Genomic DNA, 21972 nt, shown 5'->3' with positions numbered 1-21972 from the left:
CTCAGACCATGGCCAGCCGCTGCTTGCGTTGTGGCGCTTGAAACACCTGGTCCAGCGCCGCCAGATCCCCTGCCTCCAGTTGCAGTTGCGCGGCTTGTGCATTGAGTTGCACGTGTTCCGGTCGCACAGCCTTGGGAATCGCAATCACCCCATCCTGACGCAGAATCCACGCCAGCGAAACCTGTGCGGGGGTTACGCCATGACGAGCGGCAATGTCTTTCAACACCGGCTCGGCGAGCAGGGCACCGCCCTGGCCAATCGGACAGTAAGCCATCAGCGGCATGCGCTGGTGTTGGCACCACGGCAGCAGATCGAATTCGATGCCGCGCTCTTCGAGGTTGTAGAGCACCTGATTGGTCGCGCATACCGAACTGGAGAGTTCTTCGAGATCATCGACATCGAAATTCGACACGCCCCAACGGCCGATCTTGCCGTCTTCGCGCAGGCGTTCGAAGGCTTCGACGGTTTCTTCCAGCGGATACTGGCCGCGCCAATGCAACAGATAGAGGTCGATGTAGTCGGTGTCGAGCCGCCGCAGGCTGCGCTCGCAAGCTTGCGGGATGCCCTTGCGGCTGGCGTTGTGCGGGTAGACCTTGCTCACCAGAAACACCTGATCGCGCAGGCCGGCAATGGCTTCGCCTACGACTGATTCAGCAACGCCCTCGGCGTACATTTCCGCCGTGTCGATCAGGGTCATACCCAGCTCGATACCCGTGCGCAGGGCGGCCACTTCACGCTTGTGCGCCGAACGGTCTTCGCCCATGCGCCAGGTGCCTTGGCCAATGACTGGAACCTGGACGCCGGCCAGTTCGAGGGTACGCATGCAAACCTCCTTGCTGAATGTGTCGATACCTTTTAGTGGGCAGCAGGATAGCTCAGGGGTTCAAAAAGCAAAAAGATCGCAGCGTGCCGCAGCTCCTACAGGAAAACGCTTAACTGTAGGAGCTGCGGCACGCTGCGATCTTTTGATCTTCGTTTTTACTTGGCGGAGAACTTCAACACCACGCTGTGGCTGTAAGTCTGCCCCGGATCAAGCCGAGTGCTCGGGAAGTCCGGCTGATTCGGTGAATCCGGATAATGCTGAGTCTCCAGGGTAAACGCGCCCCAGTGCGGATACACCTTGCCACCCTTGCCCTTGACCGTACCGTCGAGGAAGTTGCTGGTATAGAACTGCACACCCGGTTCCGTGGTGAACAACTGCAGCACGCGACCGGATTGCGGATCGCTCACCTCAGTCGCAACTTTGCCGATATCACCCTTGGTATCCAGCGCCCAGTTGAAATCGAAGCCACCCTGTTTCGGCTCGGCAAATTTCAACTGCGGATGATCAGCCTTGATGTGCGTGCCGATCGCGGTTGGCTTGCTGAAATCCATCGGTGTGCCGGCCACGGGTGCCAGTTCGCCGGTCGGGATCAGCTTGGCGGTGACCGGGGTGTAATGGCTGGCGTGCAGGGTGGCGACCTGTTTGAGGATGTCGCCATTGCCGGCGCCGGCGAGGTTGAAGTAGCTGTGGTTGGTCAGGTTGAGCACGGTCGGTTTGTCGGTGCTGGCCTTGTAGTCGATGCGCAGTTCGTTGTTGTCGGTGAGGCGATAGGTCACTTCGGTGGTGAGGTTGCCGGGGAAACCCATTTCGCCGTCCGCCGACAGATAGGTCAGGGTCACGCCGACTGAGTCCTTGTCCTTGGTTTCCTGGGCTGTCCAGACTTTCTTGTCGAAGCCCGATGTGCCGCCGTGCAGTGCGTTGGTTTTGTCGTTCTGGGGCACTTGATAGCGCTTGCCGTCGAGTTCGAACGCACCTTCGGCGAGGCGATTGCCGAAGCGGCCGATGGTCGCGCCGAAGTAGGCGGTGCCTTTCTGGTAGCCCTGCACATCATCGAAGCCGAGCACGACGTCGTCGAACTTGCCGTGCTTGTCGGCGACTTTCAGCGATTGCAGGGTCGCGCCGTAGGTGATGACGGTGGCTTGCATGCCGTGGCTGTTGCGCAGGATGTATTGCTCGACGGGCGTGCCGTCATTGGTTTTGCCGAAAGCTTTGTGTTCGGCGCTGAGGCCGGCTGCGTTGGCGGAGAGGGTGGCGATCATCAGGGACAGTCCGAGGCCGGAGAGCAGGTGACGGGATTGAAGCATGGTTGACCTTCCTTTTTGTTGTTGTTTTTGAAAGCGGCGTTCTATCGGTATGTTAATCACCGAAAAAACAAAGTAGTCATACTAAATGCTCAGCAAGTGAAAATTTATAGCTGATTAGTCGTTTATTTCAACAATAAAGACAGACTAAATTGCAGGTCGGGGTTGGTCGAAGGACGACCGGGCATTCGGCGCACTGCACTTTTTCGCAATCGGCGGCTCTATCCATGGCCAGGATGCGGTGACTCCCGCCGCACAGGAATGTGCCTGTTCGAGATTTCATGCCGAGAGTTTTTGCCCCGATCGCTGCTTTTTTCCGCCGCCCGTGCCTGTTGCTGGCCTGTCTGTCGTCGCTGCTGTTCAGCGGTTGCAGTCACCAGGACGGCAACGGTTTCTTCAACCAGATGCGTGAGGGGAAGCCGCAGGAGTTCTTGCAGACCAGCGTCGACCGCATGGCCACACTGGCGATGCGCGACAACCTCAACAGTCTCTATCGCTTGCAGGGCAAACTGTACTTGCGCAACCCGGAAGAACTGCGCAAGTCAGGCTTTCTCAACATCCATGCGGCCGTGAAACAGGTGCGCCAAGCCATCGAGCAGCAACAGCCGTTGCCGGTGCTTGGCGGTCGCAAGGATCTGGCGGCGCTCAGCTATGCGATGAGTCCGGAGTTCCTTGGCGATCGCGTCGGCGCCTTCATCTATGCCATCGGCAGCATGCTGGTCACCGCCCACGGCAATCGCACCGAGTTCTACATGACCGACGCGATCAACCCGACGTTCGTTCACAACGCTGCACGCAATATCGAAAAAGCCACGTGGATTTTGTCCCAGCGGCAGAACAAGGAAGGCCAGCCGCTGCTGTTTTCCAATGAGATCTCGGAGGAGGGCACCAACCTGAGCTTCGCCACCGAGTTCAGCAAGATCGTTGCGCGCCTGGATCTGCTCACGCAGATGCTCGACGAGCGTTACCGGCGGATCGGCCTTAACTACGCGCAGAGTTTGCTGTTCCTGAATTTCTTGCCGGTGCAGTGAGTTTGGTGGGGCGGTGATGACGATCTATGCAGCTTCCACAAGGGTTTGTGGTTTGCAGAGATCCAATGTGGGAGCGAGCCTGCTCGCGAATGCGGTCCTTCAGGCGCTGAAGTGTTGACTGAACTAGCGCATTCGCGAGCAGGCTCGCTCCCACATTGATCCAATAGTGAAGGTTGTTTTTGTATACAATCCGTCACCGCTATTGATCAAAATGGAGCCGCACCCGTCATGACCGACCCCGCCAGCGCCGATTTCAGCCGCGTCGACCGCACCGCCCGTGCGGACAAACTGCCCTATGCCGCGTTGCTGGCGTTCGCCATGACCGGCTTCATCGCCATCCTCACCGAAACCCTGCCCGCCGGGCTGCTGCCGCAAATCGGCGCCGGGCTCAACGTCAGTGAAGTGCTTGCCGGGCAACTGGTAACGCTGTATGCGCTCGGTTCGATTGTCGCGGCGATTCCGCTGACCGTCGCCACGCGGGGCTGGCCTCGGCGCCGGGTTTTATTGATGACGGTCGGCGGGTTTCTGCTGTTCAACACTGTCACCACCTTCTCCAGCCATTACGGCCTGACTCTGGCTTCGCGTTTTCTCGCCGGGATGGCGGCGGGATTGTCGTGGGGGATCATGGCCGGTTATGCGCGCGGCATCGTGCCGGTGCATCAACAGGGGCGGGCGCTGGCGATTGCCATGCTCGGCACGCCGGTGGCGTTGTCGTTGGGCACGCCGGCGGGGACGTGGCTGGGCAATCTGATCGGCTGGCGCGCGTCGTTCGGGATCATGTCGGCACTGGCCCTTGTGCTGGCCGCGTGGATTGTTATCGCGGTGCCGGATCGTCCGGGACAGGCCAGTGCTGAGCGCCTGCCGCTGCTCGAATCGCTGCGTCTGCCCGGCGTGCGGCCGGTGCTGTTCGTGGTGCTGACGTGGATGCTCGGGCACAACATTCTTTACACCTACATTGCACCGTTTCTGATGCAGGCCGGGCTGGCTGACCGGGTCGATCTGGTGCTGCTGGTGTTTGGTCTGTGTTCGCTGGTGGGGATCTGGATTATTGGCATGCTGGTGGATCGCTGGCTGCGCTGGCTGACGCTGATCAGCCTCGCGGTGTTTGCGCTGACGGCGCTGGTACTGGCATTGGCGGCGCCGTCACCGCTGGTCATTTACGCCTGCATGGCGGTGTGGGGATTGTCGTTTGGCGGCTCGGCCACGTTGCTGCTGACCTCGGCGGCGGACTCGGCCGGTGATCACGTCGACGTGGTGCAGGCGATGCTCACCACTTCGTGGAACGTGGCGATCGCCGGTGGCGGCTTGTTCGGCGGCTTGCTGCTGGATCGGGCAGGGGCGATGTCGTTTCCGTGGGCGCTGCTGATTCTGTCGCTGATCGCGCTGGCCACGGTGTGGATCAACAAAACCCACAGCTTCAAACCGGGACGGCGGGTGCACTGAATCTGCATCCACCACCTAACCCTGTAGGAGTGAGCCTGCTCGCGATAGCGGAGGATCAGTCACTGAATCCATCACTGATAGACCGCTATCGCGAGCAGGCTCACTCCTACAGTAAGGCAATGGTGAGTTCGATATGGCATAACGATAGACCGCATCGATATATGTGGTTATAAGAAAAATCGCTATGCTGCGGGCCAGATTTTTCCTGTCGTTTTTCTGGACGTGTTAATGGAATTGGCGAATTTCGGCCTGGTGATTGCCGGGCTGGTGGTGGGTTTTATTGTCGGCATGACCGGTGTCGGCGGTGGTTCGTTGATGACGCCGATTCTGCTGTGGTTCGGCATCAACCCGGCAACGGCGGTGGGCACTGACCTGCTGTATGCCGCCATTACCAAATCCAGCGGCGTCCTCGTTCATCGCAAAAACAAGAACATCGACTGGGCCATCACCGGTTGGCTGACCCTCGGCAGCGTGCCGGCGGTGGCCATGACCCTGTGGTTCCTCAGCACCCTGCACACCGCGCCGGACGCGATGAACGCCATCATCAAACAGGCGCTGGGCTTCGTCCTGTTCGCCACGGCACTGGCGATCTTCTTCAAGAAACGCTTGCTCGAGTTCGCCCACAAACGCGCTGGCGGCAACTATAACCCGAGCGGTTCGCGCCTGAACGTGATGACCGTGATCACCGGTCTGGTCCTCGGCACCATGGTTGCGCTGACCTCGATCGGTGCAGGCGCCCTCGGCACTGTCGCGCTGTTCATCCTTTATCCGCTGCTGCCGACCCGTCGCCTGGTTGGCACCGAAATCGCCCACGCCGTGCCGCTAACGCTGGTCGCCGGCCTCGGCCACGCGAGCATGGGCAACATGGATTGGGGCGTGCTGGGCTTTTTGCTGGTCGGCTCGCTGCCAGGCATCTGGCTCGGCAGCCACCTGACCGGACGCATCTCCGATGAAGTCCTGCGCCCGTGCCTGGCGACGATGCTGGTGCTGATCGGTTACAAACTGGCGTTCTGATCCGACTTCAATTTCTGCAACGGAACATCAAGCTGTGGCGAGGGAGCAAGCGCCGTCGCCACACGGGTCAGCGTTGGAAGGTGTATTTCATCACCGTCACCGGCAAATCGTCGTAGACCAGTTCTTCAACCACTTCCCAACCCAGCCGTGCATACAGCGACTGCGATGTGTCGGTGTACAGATACAACTCAGGCACGCCCAGCGCCGCCGCTTCTGCAACCACGCGATTGACCAGTTGCGAAGCGATCCCGCGACCGCGTTCTTCAGCCTTCACATAAACCCCGGCCAGCCATGGCGTCAGATTCGGGCGCAGCTTCAGATCACTTTCGATCAGCAGCGCACCGCCCAGCAGTCGCGAACCCTCCAGCGCTACCACGACACTCGGCACTGCACCTTTGCCGCAGGATTCGCGCATGTGTTCGATACGGTCCTCGACGGTTTGCCCGGGGCGAAACTCGCCCCACTCCTTGAAGTTGAGTGTGGCCAGTTCTTCGATCAATTCGGGGTGATCGCACAGGTAATCGATGTGCATGCGGGTGAACTCCATTTCATGGGCAGAACCACCACCCTAATGCGGTCATAAAAGGTAATCAAATCCGCGTTGCGATCACCTCGGATATGTTGCGCAATGTCGCGCCTGTCCTAAGCTTCTGACTAGGCGGAAGATATTTGCCGGGTTGTCCCGGAACAATCGCCACGATGCGCAATCATTAGAGCGTGGATATCAAAAGGAGATGCGCATGCTCATCAGGTCATTGACCCTGACACTCTTGCTGGCGATTGCCGGCCCCTTGTTCGCCGCTGACAACGATTCGCCCATCGCTGGGGATATGGGCCGCGCCCGACCGCTGATCGTGATCGCACAAAGCACCGTCGACCCTGTGTGGGTGGCCCTGAAAAAGTCGCTGGAAGATCCGGCCAACAAAAAGGGCGTCGCCGACCGCAACATCAAGGTCTACACCATCCTCAACATGGCCGGCCAGCTCGACGGCAAGGACATGGGCCAGCAAGACACCATGGCGCTGTTGCGTTCGCTGAAGCTGGGTGCCGGGGCGTATCCGAAAGTGTTCCTGGTGGGCAAGGACGGCGAGACCAAACTCTCGGCTTCGGGGGATGAGGCGAAAGCGCTGGACCTGAAGAAAATCTTCGACACCATCGACGCCATGCCAATGGCCGAGAAGGAAGCGGCCGCCGCGGCTCAGGCGCCGGTTGCTGCTACGCCGGAACCGGCGAAAGGTGCCAAGAATGCCAAGCCGACCAAGCCTGCGAAACCGAGCAAGCCACCGGAAATGCCGGATGACTGATCGCGCAGTCACTGAATAAAACGCGTCCCCTGTAGGAGTGAGCCTGCTCGCGATAGCGGTGTATCAGTCACCATCAGCGTTGACTGATACACCGCTATCGCGAGCAGGCTCACTCCTACAATGTTTATTCCGTTACCCGCATATTTGCGGACACCGACGCCCTCACCGCAACTTGTCTACCCACGGCTATCGCCCTCATCAAGCAGGTAAACCAGCACACCTTTGGTATCACTTATGACCAATGGAGAATGCGTGGTCAGCACGAACTGGCAATTGGGAAAGGTCGTACTTAATTGTGCAATCAGACCGAGCTGCCATTGCGGATCCATGCGCAATTCCACCTCGTCAATCAGAACAATGCCGTCGCCGTGCAGTGGGTTGTCCATCGACGGGTTCATCATCGCCAGACGCCTGGCCATGTCACCCACCAACGCAATCATCGACTTTTCGCCAAGCGAGAGCTGAGTGACATTGAATGTCGCGCCATGTTTGTCGACTGCCATATGCAGATGTGGTTTGCGTTGCACACGCAGGTTGGAGAAATCCGGCATGAACACGGCGATGGCCGAACGCACGGCAGTCAACTGGCGGTCGCGGGAGGAGGCTTTCACGTTGGCGAGCGTTTTATAAACGTCGCTGTCAGTACCGAATTTTTCCGCGACTTCGGCCAGTGCGGTATCGGAAATCCCGTCCTCGTTTTCGCTGTCCTCACGTTCACGAAACCATTCGAAAAAACTGCGAAAGTCGGCGCCACCGTTGAAGCTGGTGTCGTAGCCGTCGAGTTGATCAGAGGCTTGTTTGCTGGTGATTTCAAGCGGGATGTCGAGAACGCAACGTTCGGCTGGGTAATAAGCGATCAGCGGGAGCGAGGCGCTATCGTCGGCGGTGAGTTGAGTGCGGTAGTGGTCTGCAAGCAGTCTGACTTCGTTTAAATATCCACGGCCCGAGACTGCACCTTCTTGGCGACTTCGGGCAGCGCCCCATACGAACAATTCGCTTTCGGAACCCGCATCACTGTCAGTTGCGCGCGGGTGCGAAACGTCTGTGATGCCAATCGAAAGGACGGCTCCTGAGGCGCCGTTGCGAATGTCTTCATCGACAAGGTATTTGCCATTGCCTCTATTGGAGCGAATTTTTGCTATCAGCCAACTCAGACAGATATTCAGGGATTTAAGAATGGTGGTTTTTCCGCTGCCGTTGTTTCCCACCAGCACCGTGATGTTCGAGCAGTGTGTCAGGGTAGGGGCAAACTGAATATCCATGTCTCCAAAGTGTCCGACATCCGTAAGCTTCAAACTTTTGATTTCCATCATTGTGCCCTTCGGATGACTGTTTTTTTGCCCGACGCCATCCTCGTCCATAGATTGACTCGATGCAGTGTAGATACAACAAATTCATCCGCTAATCCAAAGTCGTTGCAGCATGTGCCGGCGGAAATGTCTGACACAAAGCTCCTTCAGGGCCTGCGGATTTTTCCTGCAAGTCGCGGCGGCAGTGGTGAACTGGTGGGGTTGGGAGAGGAGGGATAGTCTTCTTTGGCCGCTGCAAAACACAGTGGTCGGGTGTGGAAGTCCGGTGTTGGTCGTGAGCGCATGTGCGCCTGTGAACACATGTTGGCGGTTTTTATGCCAACATTGTTTGCTTATGGCAGCTATGCGCAGGAGCACTCTCGAGTGCACCGGGTCTCTCGACCTCCCCGGACTTCCACCCCTGCGCAAAGCTGCCACCCTCTCGTGGAAGTGAGTTTGGCAGTTTTTTCTCCCATGCTTAGAGGTCATTTACTTATGAAAAAACACACGCCAAACCCTCCCGAATCCCCCATGGATTCAGGATCCTCCGACGCCAACAACCCCCGCTTACGCAACCCGCATCACCCCGATCCCATCAGCCATCTCTTCACCATCCTCCCCGATATCGATACGCCCACGCTGCTCTGCCACGCTTGTGAAACCCTCGCTTCACTGAACGTCTTGACCACCGACCTGGCCGCTGAACTGCAAGGTTCAGCGCGCAGTCTCGCCTTGTCGATTCAGCAGTTGGCAATCCTCGGCGAGTTGCTGGTCAACCGTGCGCTGGACAATCTCGACCCACCAGCGGCGACGCAACATTGAACAGGGAGGTTCAAACATGGCTCGATACATACCCATAACCGGCATCGATTGCACCATTCCCTGCCTGCTGATCGACCGCGAAGCACCGGTGGATGTGCTGCATGGCACGGCGGCTTACCGTTTGCGCTGTGTGACGCAATTGATGGAAACCCTGGCGCTGGGGGACGGCAAGGGCCACGACGCTTTGCTGCTGCAGGATTTCGCCCGGGTGATGGCGATTCCGTTGCGCGACAGCTGTGACTTGATGGATGTCATCGGCTGGAAGTTGCAGGCGCAGCTTTAAAGACAAAAGATCGCAGCCTGCGGCAGCTCCTACATCGACCGAGTGAAAACCCGATCCTGTAGGAGCTGCCGCAGGCTGCGATCTTTTGATTTTCAGTCAGCAACAGCGCTAAGAATTGTATGGGCGATTTTCACCCGCTCAGGAATCGGGAAATTCTTGTTAGCCATGATCACAATGCCAATGTCCTTGCTCGGCACAAACGCCACATAAGTCCCGAAACCACCGGTAGAGCCAGTCTTGTTGATCAGCACGTCATCCGGTTGCGGTCGCGGCGGATTCAGCCACTGCACCTTGTGCGCCTGCATGGCCATTTCCGTCGAGTTGCCCGCCAGCAAGCGATCAAGGCTGATCGGGTAGCGGTACATTTCCCAACCCAAACCCTGAGTCATATCGCCGACCGTGTAGTAACCGGTGTGGGTGTTGGCGATGGTTTTTTGCAGGGAGGCTTCCAGCGTTTCAGGTTTCAGGTTGGCCTGAACGTAACGCAGCATGTCCACGGCACTGGTTTTCACGCCGTAGGCCTGCGAGTCCAGCGCACCGGGGGTGACGCGCACCGGTTTGTCGTTCTTGTCATAACCCTGCGCATAAAGGCCCATTTGCGCGGCAGGCACGCTGAGGTAGGTGTGCTGCAAACCGAGTTTCGGCAGCAAGGTTTGCGTCATCGCCTGATCAAACGGCTGGCCGAGGCTTTTCGCCGCCAGATAGCCGAACAGTCCCAAACTCGGGTTGGAGTATTGGCGATGGCTGCCTGCCGGATACACCGGTTTCCACTGCTGGAAATAGCCGAGCATCTTGTCAGACGAATCCGCGTTGCCCGGGAATTGCAGCGGCAAACCGCCGGCGCTGTAGGTGCCCAGTTGCAGCACACTGATGTTGTCGAAAGCGCTGCCTTTCAATTCAGGCCAGAGCTGACTGGCCTTGGTCGACAGATCGAGTTTGCCGGTCGCTTGGGCGTAACCGGCGAGGGTGGCGGTGAAGGTTTTGCTCACCGAGCCGATTTCGAACAGGGTGTTTTCGCTGACTGTCTGTCCGGTGTCTTTCGCGGCAACCCCGTAGTTAAAGTAATGCGGCTGGCCATTAATGGTCAGCGCTACGGTCAGGCCGGGAATGTTCTGTTGTTGCATTACTGGCGTCACAGCGTCGTTGACCAACGCCTGTAACTGCGCGTCGGTTGGCGTGGCGGCCATGCAGGACGAGGCCCCGAAAAACAGGCTGAATGCGGCGCAGGAAATGAGGTTGCTCGATTGAATGGATGACATGAATGAACCACTCTCCATGAGTGTTGCTAGCGTTATCCCGCTACACTGCGGGCGATTTCTGTGTTGGGCGACTGATCAGCGCCGCCAATTTAGTCAGCGCGGTGCCAACCGACAAACGACGAAAACTCGCACGAGCCATTAGAAAAATTTGGGACTGGGCATGATTCGACCGCAATTGCCGCTGAATGCACTGCGCGCCTTTGAAGCATCGGCGCGTCATTTGAGCTTCACCCGCGCCGCCGTGGAACTGTGCGTCACCCAGGCTGCGGTCAGCCACCAGGTCAAAAGCCTGGAAGCGCAACTCAACGTCACGCTGTTCAAACGCCTGCCCCGTGGGCTGATGCTGACCAGTGAAGGCGAAACCTTGCTACCGGTGTTGAGCACCTCGTTCGATCACATCGCGCAGATTCTCGAACGCCTCGCCGGTGGACAGTACCGCGAAATGCTGACCGTCGGCGCGGTCGGTACGTTTGCCGTGGGTTGGCTGTTGCCGCGGCTGGCGGACTTCCGCGCGAAACATCCGCTCATAGATTTGCGGCTGTCGACGAACAACAATCGCGTGGATGTGGCGGCAGAAGGGCTGGATTACGCGATCCGCTTTGGCGCCGGGGCGTGGCATGGTATCGAAGCGACGCGGTTGCTTGAGGCACCGCTGTCGGTGTTGTGCGTGCCGGAAATTGCTCGGCAATTGCATTCGCCGGGGGACTTGCTGCAGCAGACGCTGCTGCGTTCCTATCGTACGGACGAATGGCCGGAGTGGTTTCAGGCTGCCGGGTTGGCGACTCAAGCGGCACCGCCGCAAAGCATCGTTTTCGACTCGTCGCTGGCGATGATGGAGGCGGCTTTGCAGGGCGGTGGGGTGGCATTGGCGCCGCCGCTGATGTTCGCCCGGCAACTGGCGGCGGAGGCGATTTGTCAGCCGTTTGCGATCGAGATTACGACGGGGAGTTATTGGTTGACGCGGTTGCAGTCGCGGCCGGAAACGGCGGCGATGACAGCGTTCAAAACCTGGCTGCTGCAAATCTCTGGTTAATGCAAAACCCTTGTAGGAGTGAGCCTGCTCGCGATAGCGGTGTGTCAGTCAACATTTACATCAACTGACACACCGCTATCGCGAGCAGGCTCACTCCTACAGGGACCGTGGTGGATTGGAGATCAGGTTCAGCGCACCAGACACGGCCGCTTGTTATCGAACTTCCACCCCGGAATCAAAAACTGCATCGCCACGCTGTCATCCCGCGCGCCGAGGCCCATGCCTTTATACAGTTCATGAGCCTTGGCCACCTGGTCCATGTCCAGTTCCACGCCAAGCCCCGGCTTCTTCGGCACCTGCACCAGACCATCGACAATTTGCAGCGGGGCCTTGGTCAAACGCTGGCCATCCTGCCAGATCCAATGGGTGTCGATCGCGGTGATCTCGCCCGGCGCAGCAGCGGCGACATGGGTGAACATCGCCAGCGAGATATCGAAGTGGTTGTTGGAATGCGAGCCCCAGGTCAGCCCCCATTCATGGCACATCTGCGCCACGCGCACCGAACCCTGCATGGTCCAGAAGTGCGGGTCGGCGAGTGGAATGTCCACCGACTGCAACTGGATCGCATGACCCATTTCGCGCCAGTCAGTGGCGATCATGTTGGTGGCGGTTTTCAGCCCGGTGGCACGACGGAATTCGGCCATCACTTCGCGGCCGGAATAACCGTTTTCCGCGCCGCACGGGTCTTCGGCATAGGCGAGCACCTGATGCTGGTCGCGGCACAAGCGAATGGCTTCTTTCAGTGACCATGCGCCGTTCGGATCGAGGGTGATGCGCGCATCAGGAAAGCGTTCGGCCAGCGCTGTGACCGCTTCGATTTCCGCATCGCCGCTGAGCACACCGCCCTTGAGCTTGAAGTCCTTGAAACCGTATTTCGCATGGGCCGCTTCGGCGAGGCGCACCACGGCTTCGGCGGTCATGGCCTTCTCGTGACGCACGCGGAACCAGTCATTGTCGGCGTCCGGTTCGCTGCGATAGGCGAGGTCGGTTTCGCGTTGATCACCGACATAAAACAGATAGCCGAGCATCTTCACTTCATCGCGTTGCTGGCCTTCGCCAAGCAGCGCCGCCACCGGTACATCAAGATGCTGACCGAGCAGATCGAGCAGGGCGGCTTCGAGGCCAGTCACCGCGTGAATGGTGATGCGCAGATCGAACGTCTGCAGGCCACGACCGCCGGCATCGCGGTCGGCGAAGGTCTGGCGCACCTGATTGAGGATCTTCTGCCAGGTGCCGATTGGGCTGCCGACTACCAGACTGCGTGCATCTTCGAGGGTCTGGCGAATGCGCTCGCCACCGGGCACCTCGCCGACGCCGGTGTGGCCGGCGTTGTCCTTGAGGATGACGATGTTGCGGGTGAAAAACGGCCCGTGGGCGCCGCTCAGATTGAGCAGCATGCCATCGTGGCCGGCCACCGGGATGACTTGCATGTCGGTGATGATCGGGGCTTTGGCGGTGTCGTGTGCGGTCATGTTCTTATCCTTTCAATACGCAATCTTTAAAAATGGACGTCAGGCGTGCTTTGGCACGGCATCGGCCACGGCTATGTCAGCAGCAGGTTTCGGGGTGGTGCGTGCGAAGAAGACAATGATCGCGGCAATGATCGAGGTCGCGGCTAGGCCATAGAGGCCGCCCTGAATCGAGCCGGTGTGTTCTTCGAGCAGGCCGAACGTGGTCGGCGCAACGAAGCCGCCAAGGTTGCCGACCGAGTTGATCAACGCGATCACCGCTGCCGCGATGCGTGCATCCAGATAGGCCTGCGGGATCGGCCAGAACAGCGACGAAGCGGATTTGAAACCCAGCGCGGCAAAGCAGATCGCGACGAAGGCGAAGATCGGCCCGCCGGTGGTGGACATGAACATCCCCGCAGCGGCGATCAACAGTGCGGTGGCGACCCACGCCTGCTGGTGTTTCCACTTGGCCGAGAACGAAGCGAAGGCGTACATGCCGATGATCGACAGCAACCACGGAATCGAGTTGAACAGGCCGACCTGGAAGTCGCTCATCTCGCCCATTTTCTTGATGATGCTCGGCAGCCAGAATGTAGCGGCGTAGATGGTCAGTTGAATGAAGAAGTAGATCAGGCAGAACAGGATGATCTGGCGATCCTTGAGCAATTTGCCCATCGATGGCCGGATCGGTGTCGCGGCTTCGCGGGCCTTCTGTTCCGCGTCGATGGCGTTGACCAGTGCGTCCTGTTCGGCGCGGCTCAGCCATTTCGCGTCGTGAGGTTTGGCGTCGAGCCAGAACCAGACAAATACGCAAAGGCACACCGAGAACATCCCTTCAATGAAGTACATCCATTGCCAGCCGTGCATGCCCAGCCCGTTGATTTGCAGGAGCAGGCCGGACAACGGTCCGGAGATCAACGAAGCCACGGCGGAGCCGCTGAGGAAGATCGCAATCGCCTTGCCGCGTTCGGCGCCGGGCAGCCAACGGGTGAAGTAGTAGATCACCCCGGGAAAGAACCCGGCCTCGGCCACGCCGAGCAAAAAGCGCAACACGTAGAAGTGGGTTTCGTTCTGGATGAACGCCATGCCGGCGGCGACCAGGCCCCAGGTAAACATGATGCGGGTCAGCCAGATGCGTGCGCCGACTTTCTGCAGCAGCATGTTGGACGGGACTTCGAACAGCGCGTAACCGATGAAGAACAGACCGGCGCCGAAGCCGTACGCGGCGGCACCAATACCGAGGTCATGTTCCATGTGAGTGCGGACGAAACCGATGTTCACCCGGTCAATGTAATTGACGATGAACATGATCACGAAAAGCGGCAGGACGTGGCGTTTCACTTTCGAGATGGCGGACGCGAGTGTCGAATCGACGCCCTCGTTCATCCCGGAGACGGAGGTTTTCACTTGGTTTTCTCCCACTGATTATTTTTATGCGGGGTAGGGCAGGTGTGGCGTTGTTGCTAGACATCATACAACTGAGAATTTTTGTCCTACAAGTGGGGAGGAGTGATTAATTTTCTCTGAGAGGTCGTGTTTTTATGCTTTTTAGTATTTTTATCCAGTGTTTGCTAGGGTTTGTGGCTGGCGGTGCGTGATTTGTTTTTACGGTATACCGGTTCAGATCGCCAGAAAGGTATGAAGCTATCGTGCTCTAATTTGAATGTTGTCATACAAGTTGTGGCGCTAGAATCAATCTCGTCCGCTCTCGCACAGTGCTACGATCCGCAAGCCCCGATCACCGGAACCGACCATGCAAGAAGACCTCGACGCTCCTGCTCGCAAACGTGCGCACAACCTCGCCCATGACCTGGTCGAGAAGCTCACCCAGAGCATCCTGCTCGGCCAGTTGTCGCCCGGCGACAAGCTGCCGTCGGAGAATTCCATCGTTCAGGAACACGGCGTCAGCCGCACCGTGGTGCGCGAGGCGATTTCCAAGTTGCAGGCTTCGGGACTGGTGGAGACGCGCCACGGCATCGGTACGTTCGTCATCGAGCGCGCGCCTGAGCAGGGCTTGCGCCTGAATGTCGACACAGCGCTCGGGGTGCGCAGCATTCTTGAACTGCGCCTGGGCCTGGAAACCCAGGCAGCGGCACTGGCGGCACAGCGGCGGAGCGAGCAGCAATTGCTGCAAATGCGTCAGGCGCTGGATGACTACCAGCGGTTACTGGACAACAACGACAGTTGCGTCGAAGCCGATCGACGTTTTCATCTGCTCATCGCCGAGGCCACCGGCAACGTCTGCTTCAGTGAAATCATGCAGCACCTGGGCAGTGCGATGATTCCGCGCAACCGGCTCAACGCCGCCGAACGCGGCGCGGCGGATCTGAGCAAGCTCGGGCAACTGGCTCATCTGGAGCACGAGGCGATCTTGAACGCGATCAAGCGTCAGGATGCGGATGCCGCGCGGGCGGCCATGTGGCTGCACCTGACCAACAGCCGCGACCGCTTTTCCGCGCAGGGTTGAACGCCGTTGGTCTGTTCGATAGCACGCCGTACACAGGGCTGATTCCAAGTTGTACGGCCCGGGTATTCCGGACCTCCTGAGTGAGGTGCGTCATGGCTAACGATTTGCTGTTTCAGGGCGGAGTGCTGCCGACCGATCCAACCCGGCCGCTGCCTGGTACCGATGAACCGACCCTGGCTGATCATGATGCACCGCCGGGGATGAACCCGGGGCGTGATCCGTTGAGCGATGCTGATCGGCCGGAGGATTGGCAGGATCCGCCGGCTGATGATGAGGATGTGCCGCCGGCAGATGAGCCGACGCCGTTGTCGGATGATCGGCGCTGATCGGTGATTGGCATTTGATTAATGCGTTGTCTGTGCTGGCCCCTTCGCGAGCAGGCTCGCTCCCACATTGGAACGCATTTCCCTGTGGGAGCGAGCTTGCTCGCGAAGACGGCATACGCTTCAAAACAGATTTCAGATCAGATCCGGGCTGTCCTGACCAGACCAACCCGCCGCTCCAGATTCAACGCCAACACACTGATCAACACCACCACCGACCCCACCAACACCAGCAACGTCGGCCGCTCGCCCAAACCAAACGAAGCAATCCCCATCGCCGTCGGCGGTATCAAATACAACGTCATTGTCGCCCGGCTCAAATCCACATGCTTGAGCACAAAGCCCCACGCCAGATAGGCCAGTGCACTGGGAAAAACGCCCAAGGCCAACACCGCCCACTGCACCCGCAACGGCGCATTCAGCACAGCTTGACCCAGCCCCGGCAGATAAATCAGCAGCATCAACGTCCCCGACCACACCGCGTAACACGCCAGACTGAAACCGTCGTAACGCCGCGCATGGTGTTTTTGCAGGGCGAAGTAAACGCTCCATGAAACCGCCGCCAACAGGATCAGCAGTGCGTGCGCATCGATATCGCCCAAGCCCTTATCGCCGCTGACCACGATCACCACGCCGACAAACCCGAGCAACACACAACTCCAGCGCCAGGCGCTGACCTGATCCTTGAACACAAACCGCGCCAGCAACGTGCTGAACAACGGGCTCGATTGCGCCAGCACGCTGGAAGCCCCGGCACTGACGCTTTGCTGGCCGATGTTGAGTGCGACGTGGTGCAGGCTGACGGCGAAGAAACCCAAGGCAAACAACAGCGGCACATCGCGCCAATGCGGCAGGCAAATGCCCTTGAACACGGCGATCAGCGCCATGAACAACGACGCCAACAGAAACCGCAGCAACGCCAGATGCCCGGGTTCGTAGGCTTGCAGTCCGATGTGAATGCCGGTCGGCGAATACGCCCAGCAAGCAACGACGAAGGCCATCGCCAAGAGGATTTTCAACGGGGAAGGGTGCGGCATGATCAGGCGCTCGTTGCTGTCGATGCGCCGAGTATCCGGGTCGCCAATCATTCGCCACAACTGACTTATACTGCGCGTAATGTTCACTCAGAGTGATGGATATGGAGCTGGCGCAAATCCGTATGTTTAAGACCGTGGCCGAGCTCGGCAGCATCGCGCGGGCGGCAGAAAAGCTCTGCTGTGTGCCGTCGAACATCACCGCGCGGATCAAGGCGCTGGAGGCAGAGTTGGGTGTTGCGCTGTTTCTGCGTGAGGGCCGCGGGTTGCGCATCAGCCCGGCAGGGCAGACGTTTCTCGCCTATGCCGAAAAGATTCTGGCACTGACCGCCGAGGCCAAACGCGCGGTTGATCCTTCGTCCGAACCGTCCGGGCCGTTGCGCATTGGCGCGATCGAATCTTCGGCGACCGGGCGCTTGCCGCGCTTGCTGGCAAAGTTTCACCAGCGTTATCCGCAAGTGGCGCTGGAACTCACCACGGGCACTTGGGCGCAGTTGCTCGACGACACCGTCAGCCATCGCCTCGACGGGGCGATTGTCGCGGTGGATGTCGAACGTTCGCAGCTCAAGCGCACGCCGATGTATCGCGAAGAGTTGTTGTTGATCGCATCTACCTCGTTCGGGCCGGTGCGCGGCATTGATGATCTGCAGGACAAAACCGTGTTCATGTGGCCGCAAGGTTGCCCGTATCGGGCGGCGCTGGAGCATTGGCTGTTGCGTCAGGGGTTGTCGCTGCCGATCGTCAGTCTCGCCAGTTATGGGGCGATTGTCGGTTGTGTGAGTGCCGGGGCGGGGGTGGCGTTGGTGCCCAAAGGCGTGTTTGAGCAGTACGCGAAAGGAGCTGGGTGTGTGGGGTATGAGTTCGCTGAACTGACGGCCGTCGACAACTTGTTCTACTGGCATGAAAACGCCGGGGTGCATCCGGCGCGGGAGGCGTTTGTGGCGATGTTGCGGGAGGAGTTTGTTGCGTAGGAAAAGCTTTCCCTCACCCCAGCCCTCTCCCGGAGGGAGAGGGGGCCGACCGAGGTGTCATGGGTTATACATCGACCTGATCGACCGAGTCGATTATGGATTTAGACAAGCTGAACAATCGAGTCGATTATGGATTCAGCCAAGTCTGATTTTCTTGATCAGAAGAGTCGATTGTGGATTCACCGACGAATTCTCAGGTCGGTGGATCTCTCCAATATCCCCCAATCAGTCCCCTCTCCCTCTGGGAGAGGGCTAGGGTGAGGGGCTTTTCAGACGCTACCGATATCCCGCATCAACAACCCAAACCGCAAATCCACCCCCTCCGGAATCGGCACATAAACCGTATGCCCATCCCCCGGTGCCAAGTCGATCGCCTCACCCTTAACACTCTGCAACTCATGCAAATCAAAATGAAAATTACCCGTGGGCGTCATCAACTCCAGATGATCACCAAGACCAAAACGATTCTTCACCTTGACCTCGGCCAGCCCCTCACGCCGCTCGCCGGTCAACTCACCCACAAACTGCTGACGCTCCGACACCGAGCTGCCGTGCTGATAATTCTGATACTCGTCATGCACATGCCGACGCAGAAAACCCTCGGTGTAGCCGCGCTGCGCCAGTGACTCCAGGTCCGTCATCAGGCTGCGATCAAATTCGCGCCCGGCCACCGCGTCATCAATCGCCCGGCGATAAACCTGGGTAGTGCGCGCGCAATAGAAGTGCGATTTGGTCCGGCCCTCGATCTTCAGAGAATGCACGCCCATGCGCGTCAGACGCTCGACATGCTGCACCGCGCGCAGGTCCTTGGCGTTCATGATGTAAGTGCCGTGCTCGTCCTCGAACGCCGGCATCAACTCATCAGGACGATTGGCTTCCTGCAGCAGGAACACCTGATCAGTAGGCGCGCCGAGGCCCAGGGTCGGCTCGGGCTGGAAGGTCTGGACGATGTCGCCGAGCTGGTTTTCCGTGGCCTCTTGCGCCGAGTATTTCCAGCGACAGGCATTGGTGCAGCTGCCCTGATTGGCGTCGCGTTTGTTCATGTAACCCGAGAGCAGACAGCGCCCGGAATAGGCCATGCACAGTGCACCGTGGACGAATACTTCCAGCTCCATGCCCGGCACCTGTTCGCGGATTTCACCGATTTCTTCCAGCGACAATTCTCGCGACAGGATGATCCGGCTCAATCCCATTTGCTGCCAGAACTCGACACTCGCCCAGTTCACCGTATTGGCCTGCACCGACAGGTGAATCGGCATCTGCGGGAAATGCTGGCGCACCAGCATGATCAGCCCCGGGTCGGACATGATCAGTGCATCCGGCGCCATCTCGATCACCGGCGCCAGATCCTTGAGGAAAGTCTTCAGCTTGGCATTGTGCGGCGCGATGTTGACCACCACGTAGAAGCGCTTGCCCTGCGCCTGCGCTTCGCGGATACCCAGCGCCAGGTTGGCGTGGTCGAACTCGTTGTTGCGCACCCGCAGGCTATAACGCGGCTGACCGGCATAGACTGCATCGGCGCCGTAGGCGAAGGCGTAGCGCATGTTTTTCAGGGTGCCGGCGGGGGCGAGCAGTTCGGGAGTGGCGAGGATCGGGGTCATGGCGGTGTCGGTCGCAAAAGCGCGGCAGGGTAAGTCAGATGCGGTGAGGGTTTGTTGATCTGGATCTATGCTCCATGAATAAAGATGGCACTCGTGCGCGCCGCGGCTGACTAAGGAGCGGGGCGTGCATGACGCCTGACTGACATGGACCGGACATGAACGAAAAAAGCCTTCAATTCAAATCCCTGACGGTGCTGCTGGTGCTGGTCACGGTGGCCTTCATCTGGATTCTGTTGCCGTTCTACGGTGCGGTGTTCTGGGCGGTCATCCTCGGCATTCTGTTTGCGCCGATGCAACGCAAATTGCAGGCGAAATTCGGCTGGCAACGTAACCTGACATCGCTGTGCACATTGAGCATCTGTCTGGTCATCGCGATTTTGCCGGTGATCATCGTCAGCGTGTTGCTGGTGCAGGAGGGGGCGACGGTTTACAAGAATATCGAAAGCGGTGAGCTGGACATTGCCGCGTATCTGGCGCAGTTCAAGCACAGCTTGCCGCCATACTTTCAGCACTTGCTCGACCGTTTCGGCATGGGCGAACTCAACGGCCTGCGCGAGAAAATCGTCAAATCGGCGATGCAGGGCAGTCAGGTCCTGGCCACTCAAGCGTTCAGTTTTGGTCAGGGTACGTTCGAGTTCGTGGTGAGTTTTTTCATCATGCTGTATCTGCTGTTTTTCTTTCTGCGTGACGGCGCCGAACTGGCGCGCAAGGTGCGGACCGCCGTGCCACTGGAGGAAGGCCACAAGCGGCGCTTGCAGTTGAAGTTCAACCGCGTGGTACGGGCGACGGTGAAGGGCAATCTCGTAGTCGCGGTGACTCAAGGCGCGCTGGGCGGAGCGATTTTCTGGTTTCTCGACATCCCCAGCGCATTGCTGTGGGCGGTGTTGATGGGGTTTTTGTCGTTGCTGCCAGCAGTCGGCGCGGGGATTGTCTGGGCGCCGGTGGCGGTGTATTTCCTGCTCAGCGGGATGATCTGGCAGGGCGTGGTGCTGGGCTTGTTCGGGGTTTTCGTGATCGGTCTGGTGGACAACGTGCTGCGACCGATTCTGGTCGGCAAGGACACCAAAATGCCCGATTACCTGATTCTGATCTCGACCCTTGGCGGTCTGGCAGTGTTCGGCCTCAACGGTTTTGTGATTGGGCCGCTGATCGCGGCGTTGTTCATGTCGAGCTGGGCGTTGTTCGCCGAGACCAAGCCCAAGGTGCAACTGCCTTAAGCGTGGAACGGCTCGCTGACGATTTTTTGTGACAGTGCCTGCGCGGCGGGCAGCGAAGTGAGCGGGCCGCTGATCGCTTCGCCGTCGCGCATCAGATACCAGCAGGCGAGCAAGCCCGAGGCCCTGAGCGAAGCGGGAACGGCGCTGCCGATAACGGACATGATTTGAACCTGAGCCATGACGAGTACCTCCATCTATCAATGGAGCTACCTTAGAGATTCGCCGGTTCTACGGACAATCAACGCTTTCGATAGTGGTCATTGACGCCGTTGAGGGCTGGCTCAGTCGACCACTTGATCAAGCATGTGCATGACTTCGCGCTCATTGAGCAAACCCTTGTGCACCAGGTTTTCCGCCAGCAGCGAGAGAAATTTCGCGCAGCGATGGCCTTCCAGGTGCTTGAGTTCTGTCAGCGCGCTGTACACCTTGCTGGAGGTGCACAGGCCGACGATGCGGTGCGGGTTTTGTGTTGGCATACAGTCGTCCTTGTTGTTATCAACCTGTTGTTTACGGACGGATTCAGATTGCAGCTCCGTCATGACAAAAAAGTGACCGTTTTGTGGAAATCTACATAGCGGTCATTCAATCATGCCGACTTTAGCCGGTGAAACTGTCCTCACAGCGACCTTGGCGAGATTTTTTCAGACGTTTGCCGACCAACGGTCATAAAAAAGCCCCGCTATAAAAGCAGGGCTCAGTGTTGCGATTACCAGCGTGGGCCGCCGTAGTAGCCATGTGGCCGGCCGTAATAACCGCGAGGCGGGCCGTAGTAGACGGGGGCCTGTTGGATGTACACCGGTTGTTGTACATACACCGGTGCCGGCTGGTAGTAGACCGGTGGTGGCGGCTGCTGCACGTAGACCGGTTGTGGCTGCACATAAACCGGCTGTTGTTGCACGTACACCGGCCGATCCTGATTGATCAGTGCCGAGCCGATGATGGCCGAGCCGACGATCGCGCCAAACACCGCAGGGCCTTGCCAGCCGTGGCCACCACCGGCTTCTGCCTGACCTGTGACCGCAAGTGCGCCAATCAACAAGGCCAGAATGGGGAGTTTACGAATCATGATAAATCCTCGGTTCTTCGACCCGGCGGCAGGGCCTGCACCAGGCCCACAGTTGTCGCGGGGATACTTCTAAGACAGCGAAATTCTGAAAATCAGCACAGCCGCTGGGTAAATTTTGTGTAAGGTCTGTACCGGCTTCTTTACCGGGCCAGGCAAGGGCCAAAAGACACCTTTAAAACAGGCCTCAATGATCGTTCAGAACCCGATGGGCTGGCTAATCCCGTCTATCCGAAAGTGCGT

Annotated in this window: 23 protein-coding genes; 11 read left to right on the top strand and 12 right to left on the bottom strand. The window is 58.8% G+C overall.

Annotated elements, in window-relative coordinates:
- Position 1: 1 nt before the first annotated feature.
- Both AB4N44_RS07120 and AB4N44_RS07115 read right to left on the bottom strand, forming a co-directional pair.
- Positions 2–823, bottom strand: coding sequence for an aldo/keto reductase (locus tag AB4N44_RS07120; RefSeq protein WP_460109548.1), 822 nt, complete (start codon positions 821–823; stop codon positions 2–4).
- A 155-nt stretch (positions 824–978) separates the two neighbouring features.
- Positions 979–2127, bottom strand: a complete 1149-nt coding sequence (locus tag AB4N44_RS07115) for an aldose epimerase family protein (RefSeq protein ID WP_460109551.1) — start codon at positions 2125–2127, stop codon at positions 979–981.
- Between the two features lie 278 nt (positions 2128–2405).
- Between AB4N44_RS07115 and AB4N44_RS07110 the strand changes: the two genes are divergently transcribed.
- The 3 genes from AB4N44_RS07110 to AB4N44_RS07100 all read left to right on the top strand — a co-directional run bounded on the left by AB4N44_RS07110 (position 2406) and on the right by AB4N44_RS07100 (position 5612).
- Positions 2406–3155, top strand: a complete 750-nt coding sequence (locus AB4N44_RS07110) for a hypothetical protein (RefSeq protein WP_460109553.1) — start codon at positions 2406–2408, stop codon at positions 3153–3155.
- A 228-nt stretch (positions 3156–3383) separates the two neighbouring features.
- A complete protein-coding gene (locus AB4N44_RS07105) occupies positions 3384–4598 on the top strand; it encodes an MFS transporter (protein ID WP_460109555.1) in 1215 nt (404 codons plus the stop codon).
- Positions 4599–4826: 228 nt separating this feature from the next.
- Positions 4827–5612, top strand: a complete 786-nt coding sequence (locus AB4N44_RS07100) for a sulfite exporter TauE/SafE family protein (protein ID WP_077573721.1) — start codon at positions 4827–4829, stop codon at positions 5610–5612.
- Between the two features lie 67 nt (positions 5613–5679).
- On the opposite strand, the gene AB4N44_RS07095 is transcribed toward AB4N44_RS07100, so the two are convergent.
- Complete coding sequence (locus tag AB4N44_RS07095; protein WP_150751154.1) at positions 5680–6144, bottom strand: GNAT family N-acetyltransferase; 465 nt, start codon at positions 6142–6144, stop codon at positions 5680–5682.
- 208 nt (positions 6145–6352) lie between these two features.
- On the opposite strand from AB4N44_RS07095, the gene AB4N44_RS07090 reads away from it, so the two are divergent.
- Positions 6353–6916 (top strand): DUF4174 domain-containing protein, encoded by a 564-nt coding sequence (locus AB4N44_RS07090; protein ID WP_316916767.1) that lies wholly within the window; start codon positions 6353–6355, stop codon positions 6914–6916.
- 176 nt (positions 6917–7092) lie between these two features.
- Here AB4N44_RS07090 and AB4N44_RS07085 read toward each other — a convergent pair whose 3' ends face one another.
- Positions 7093–8277, bottom strand: a complete 1185-nt coding sequence (locus AB4N44_RS07085) for an AAA family ATPase (protein WP_460109558.1) — start codon at positions 8275–8277, stop codon at positions 7093–7095.
- A 423-nt stretch (positions 8278–8700) separates the two neighbouring features.
- Between AB4N44_RS07085 and AB4N44_RS07080 the strand changes: the two genes are divergently transcribed.
- A complete protein-coding gene (locus tag AB4N44_RS07080) occupies positions 8701–9027 on the top strand; it encodes a DUF6124 family protein (RefSeq protein WP_460109560.1) in 327 nt (108 codons plus the stop codon).
- Positions 9028–9043: 16 nt separating this feature from the next.
- A complete protein-coding gene (locus AB4N44_RS07075; protein WP_016984652.1) occupies positions 9044–9310 on the top strand; it encodes a hypothetical protein in 267 nt (88 codons plus the stop codon).
- A gap of 92 nt (positions 9311–9402) precedes the next feature.
- Here the strand turns inward: AB4N44_RS07075 and ampC are convergent, their stop codons facing one another.
- Positions 9403–10569 (bottom strand): class C beta-lactamase, encoded by a 1167-nt coding sequence (ampC, locus tag AB4N44_RS07070; protein WP_460109562.1) that lies wholly within the window; start codon positions 10567–10569, stop codon positions 9403–9405.
- A 160-nt stretch (positions 10570–10729) separates the two neighbouring features.
- Between ampC and AB4N44_RS07065 the strand changes: the two genes are divergently transcribed.
- Positions 10730–11602 carry a LysR family transcriptional regulator gene (locus tag AB4N44_RS07065; protein WP_095050837.1) on the top strand — a complete coding sequence of 291 codons (873 nt, stop codon included), beginning with the start codon at positions 10730–10732 and terminating at the stop codon, positions 11600–11602.
- 128 nt (positions 11603–11730) lie between these two features.
- On the opposite strand, the gene gudD is transcribed toward AB4N44_RS07065, so the two are convergent.
- On the bottom strand, positions 11731–13074 hold the full coding sequence (gudD, locus tag AB4N44_RS07060) for a glucarate dehydratase (protein WP_102901669.1): 1344 nt from the start codon (positions 13072–13074) through the stop codon (positions 11731–11733).
- A 39-nt stretch (positions 13075–13113) separates the two neighbouring features.
- Positions 13114–14460 (bottom strand): MFS transporter, encoded by a 1347-nt coding sequence (locus AB4N44_RS07055; RefSeq protein WP_460109564.1) that lies wholly within the window; start codon positions 14458–14460, stop codon positions 13114–13116.
- Positions 14461–14806: 346 nt separating this feature from the next.
- Here AB4N44_RS07055 and AB4N44_RS07050 point away from each other — a divergent pair, with 346 nt between their 5' ends.
- Together AB4N44_RS07050 and AB4N44_RS07045 are read left to right on the top strand one after the other, a co-directional pair.
- Positions 14807–15520: a FadR/GntR family transcriptional regulator gene (locus tag AB4N44_RS07050; RefSeq protein ID WP_127929029.1), complete on the top strand. Its 714-nt coding sequence runs from the start codon at positions 14807–14809 to the stop codon at positions 15518–15520.
- Positions 15521–15612: 92 nt separating this feature from the next.
- Positions 15613–15846, top strand: coding sequence for a hypothetical protein (locus tag AB4N44_RS07045; protein WP_186616236.1), 234 nt, complete (start codon positions 15613–15615; stop codon positions 15844–15846).
- 137 nt (positions 15847–15983) lie between these two features.
- Here the strand turns inward: AB4N44_RS07045 and AB4N44_RS07040 are convergent, their stop codons facing one another.
- The gene (locus AB4N44_RS07040; RefSeq protein WP_460109566.1) at positions 15984–16880 is read right to left on the bottom strand and encodes a DMT family transporter; all 897 of its coding nucleotides are present in this window, start codon (positions 16878–16880) and stop codon (positions 15984–15986) included.
- Positions 16881–16981: 101 nt separating this feature from the next.
- Between AB4N44_RS07040 and AB4N44_RS07035 the strand changes: the two genes are divergently transcribed.
- Positions 16982–17848: a LysR family transcriptional regulator gene (locus tag AB4N44_RS07035; protein WP_127929026.1), complete on the top strand. Its 867-nt coding sequence runs from the start codon at positions 16982–16984 to the stop codon at positions 17846–17848.
- Between the two features lie 269 nt (positions 17849–18117).
- Here the strand turns inward: AB4N44_RS07035 and trhP are convergent, their stop codons facing one another.
- Positions 18118–19449 (bottom strand): prephenate-dependent tRNA uridine(34) hydroxylase TrhP, encoded by a 1332-nt coding sequence (gene trhP / locus AB4N44_RS07030; RefSeq protein WP_460109568.1) that lies wholly within the window; start codon positions 19447–19449, stop codon positions 18118–18120.
- Positions 19450–19604: 155 nt separating this feature from the next.
- On the opposite strand from trhP, the gene AB4N44_RS07025 reads away from it, so the two are divergent.
- Positions 19605–20666 (top strand): AI-2E family transporter, encoded by a 1062-nt coding sequence (locus AB4N44_RS07025; RefSeq protein WP_064389213.1) that lies wholly within the window; start codon positions 19605–19607, stop codon positions 20664–20666.
- Here AB4N44_RS07025 and AB4N44_RS07020 read toward each other — a convergent pair.
- From AB4N44_RS07020 to AB4N44_RS07010, 3 genes are all read right to left on the bottom strand, one after another.
- Positions 20663–20845 (bottom strand): hypothetical protein, encoded by a 183-nt coding sequence (locus AB4N44_RS07020; RefSeq protein WP_007917359.1) that lies wholly within the window; start codon positions 20843–20845, stop codon positions 20663–20665. The genes AB4N44_RS07025 and AB4N44_RS07020 overlap by 4 nt on opposite strands.
- A 102-nt stretch (positions 20846–20947) precedes the next feature.
- Positions 20948–21142, bottom strand: a complete 195-nt coding sequence (locus AB4N44_RS07015) for a hypothetical protein (RefSeq protein ID WP_016984641.1) — start codon at positions 21140–21142, stop codon at positions 20948–20950.
- A 230-nt stretch (positions 21143–21372) separates the two neighbouring features.
- Positions 21373–21732 (bottom strand): hypothetical protein, encoded by a 360-nt coding sequence (locus AB4N44_RS07010; protein WP_007917357.1) that lies wholly within the window; start codon positions 21730–21732, stop codon positions 21373–21375.
- Positions 21733–21972 lie beyond the last annotated feature (240 nt).

Source organism: Pseudomonas sp. S3_C06 (assembly GCF_054667675.1).
This window is presented reverse-complemented; position numbering and strand designations above follow the sequence as displayed.

Bases quoted from the DNA above. Each gene is read 5' to 3' on its own strand.
- AB4N44_RS07120 (WP_460109548.1), bottom strand. From the start codon at position 823: ATGCGTACCCTCGAACTGGCCGGCGTCCAGGTTCCAGTCATTGGCCAA.
- AB4N44_RS07115 (WP_460109551.1), bottom strand. From the start codon at position 2,127: ATGCTTCAATCCCGTCACCTGCTCTCCGGCCTCGGACTGTCCCTGATG.
- AB4N44_RS07110 (WP_460109553.1), top strand. From the start codon at position 2,406: ATGCCGAGAGTTTTTGCCCCGATCGCTGCTTTTTTCCGCCGCCCGTGC.
- AB4N44_RS07105 (WP_460109555.1), top strand. From the start codon at position 3,384: ATGACCGACCCCGCCAGCGCCGATTTCAGCCGCGTCGACCGCACCGCC.
- AB4N44_RS07100 (WP_077573721.1), top strand. From the start codon at position 4,827: ATGGAATTGGCGAATTTCGGCCTGGTGATTGCCGGGCTGGTGGTGGGT.
- AB4N44_RS07095 (WP_150751154.1), bottom strand. From the start codon at position 6,144: ATGCACATCGATTACCTGTGCGATCACCCCGAATTGATCGAAGAACTG.
- AB4N44_RS07090 (WP_316916767.1), top strand. From the start codon at position 6,353: ATGCTCATCAGGTCATTGACCCTGACACTCTTGCTGGCGATTGCCGGC.
- AB4N44_RS07085 (WP_460109558.1), bottom strand. From the start codon at position 8,277: ATGGACGAGGATGGCGTCGGGCAAAAAAACAGTCATCCGAAGGGCACA.
- AB4N44_RS07080 (WP_460109560.1), top strand. From the start codon at position 8,701: ATGAAAAAACACACGCCAAACCCTCCCGAATCCCCCATGGATTCAGGA.
- AB4N44_RS07075 (WP_016984652.1), top strand. From the start codon at position 9,044: ATGGCTCGATACATACCCATAACCGGCATCGATTGCACCATTCCCTGC.
- ampC (WP_460109562.1), bottom strand. From the start codon at position 10,569: ATGTCATCCATTCAATCGAGCAACCTCATTTCCTGCGCCGCATTCAGC.
- AB4N44_RS07065 (WP_095050837.1), top strand. From the start codon at position 10,730: ATGATTCGACCGCAATTGCCGCTGAATGCACTGCGCGCCTTTGAAGCA.
- gudD (WP_102901669.1), bottom strand. From the start codon at position 13,074: ATGACCGCACACGACACCGCCAAAGCCCCGATCATCACCGACATGCAA.
- AB4N44_RS07050 (WP_127929029.1), top strand. From the start codon at position 14,807: ATGCAAGAAGACCTCGACGCTCCTGCTCGCAAACGTGCGCACAACCTC.
- AB4N44_RS07045 (WP_186616236.1), top strand. From the start codon at position 15,613: ATGGCTAACGATTTGCTGTTTCAGGGCGGAGTGCTGCCGACCGATCCA.
- AB4N44_RS07040 (WP_460109566.1), bottom strand. From the start codon at position 16,880: ATGCCGCACCCTTCCCCGTTGAAAATCCTCTTGGCGATGGCCTTCGTC.
- AB4N44_RS07035 (WP_127929026.1), top strand. From the start codon at position 16,982: ATGGAGCTGGCGCAAATCCGTATGTTTAAGACCGTGGCCGAGCTCGGC.
- trhP (WP_460109568.1), bottom strand. From the start codon at position 19,449: ATGACCCCGATCCTCGCCACTCCCGAACTGCTCGCCCCCGCCGGCACC.
- AB4N44_RS07025 (WP_064389213.1), top strand. From the start codon at position 19,605: ATGAACGAAAAAAGCCTTCAATTCAAATCCCTGACGGTGCTGCTGGTG.
- AB4N44_RS07020 (WP_007917359.1), bottom strand. From the start codon at position 20,845: ATGGCTCAGGTTCAAATCATGTCCGTTATCGGCAGCGCCGTTCCCGCT.
- AB4N44_RS07015 (WP_016984641.1), bottom strand. From the start codon at position 21,142: ATGCCAACACAAAACCCGCACCGCATCGTCGGCCTGTGCACCTCCAGC.
- AB4N44_RS07010 (WP_007917357.1), bottom strand. From the start codon at position 21,732: ATGATTCGTAAACTCCCCATTCTGGCCTTGTTGATTGGCGCACTTGCG.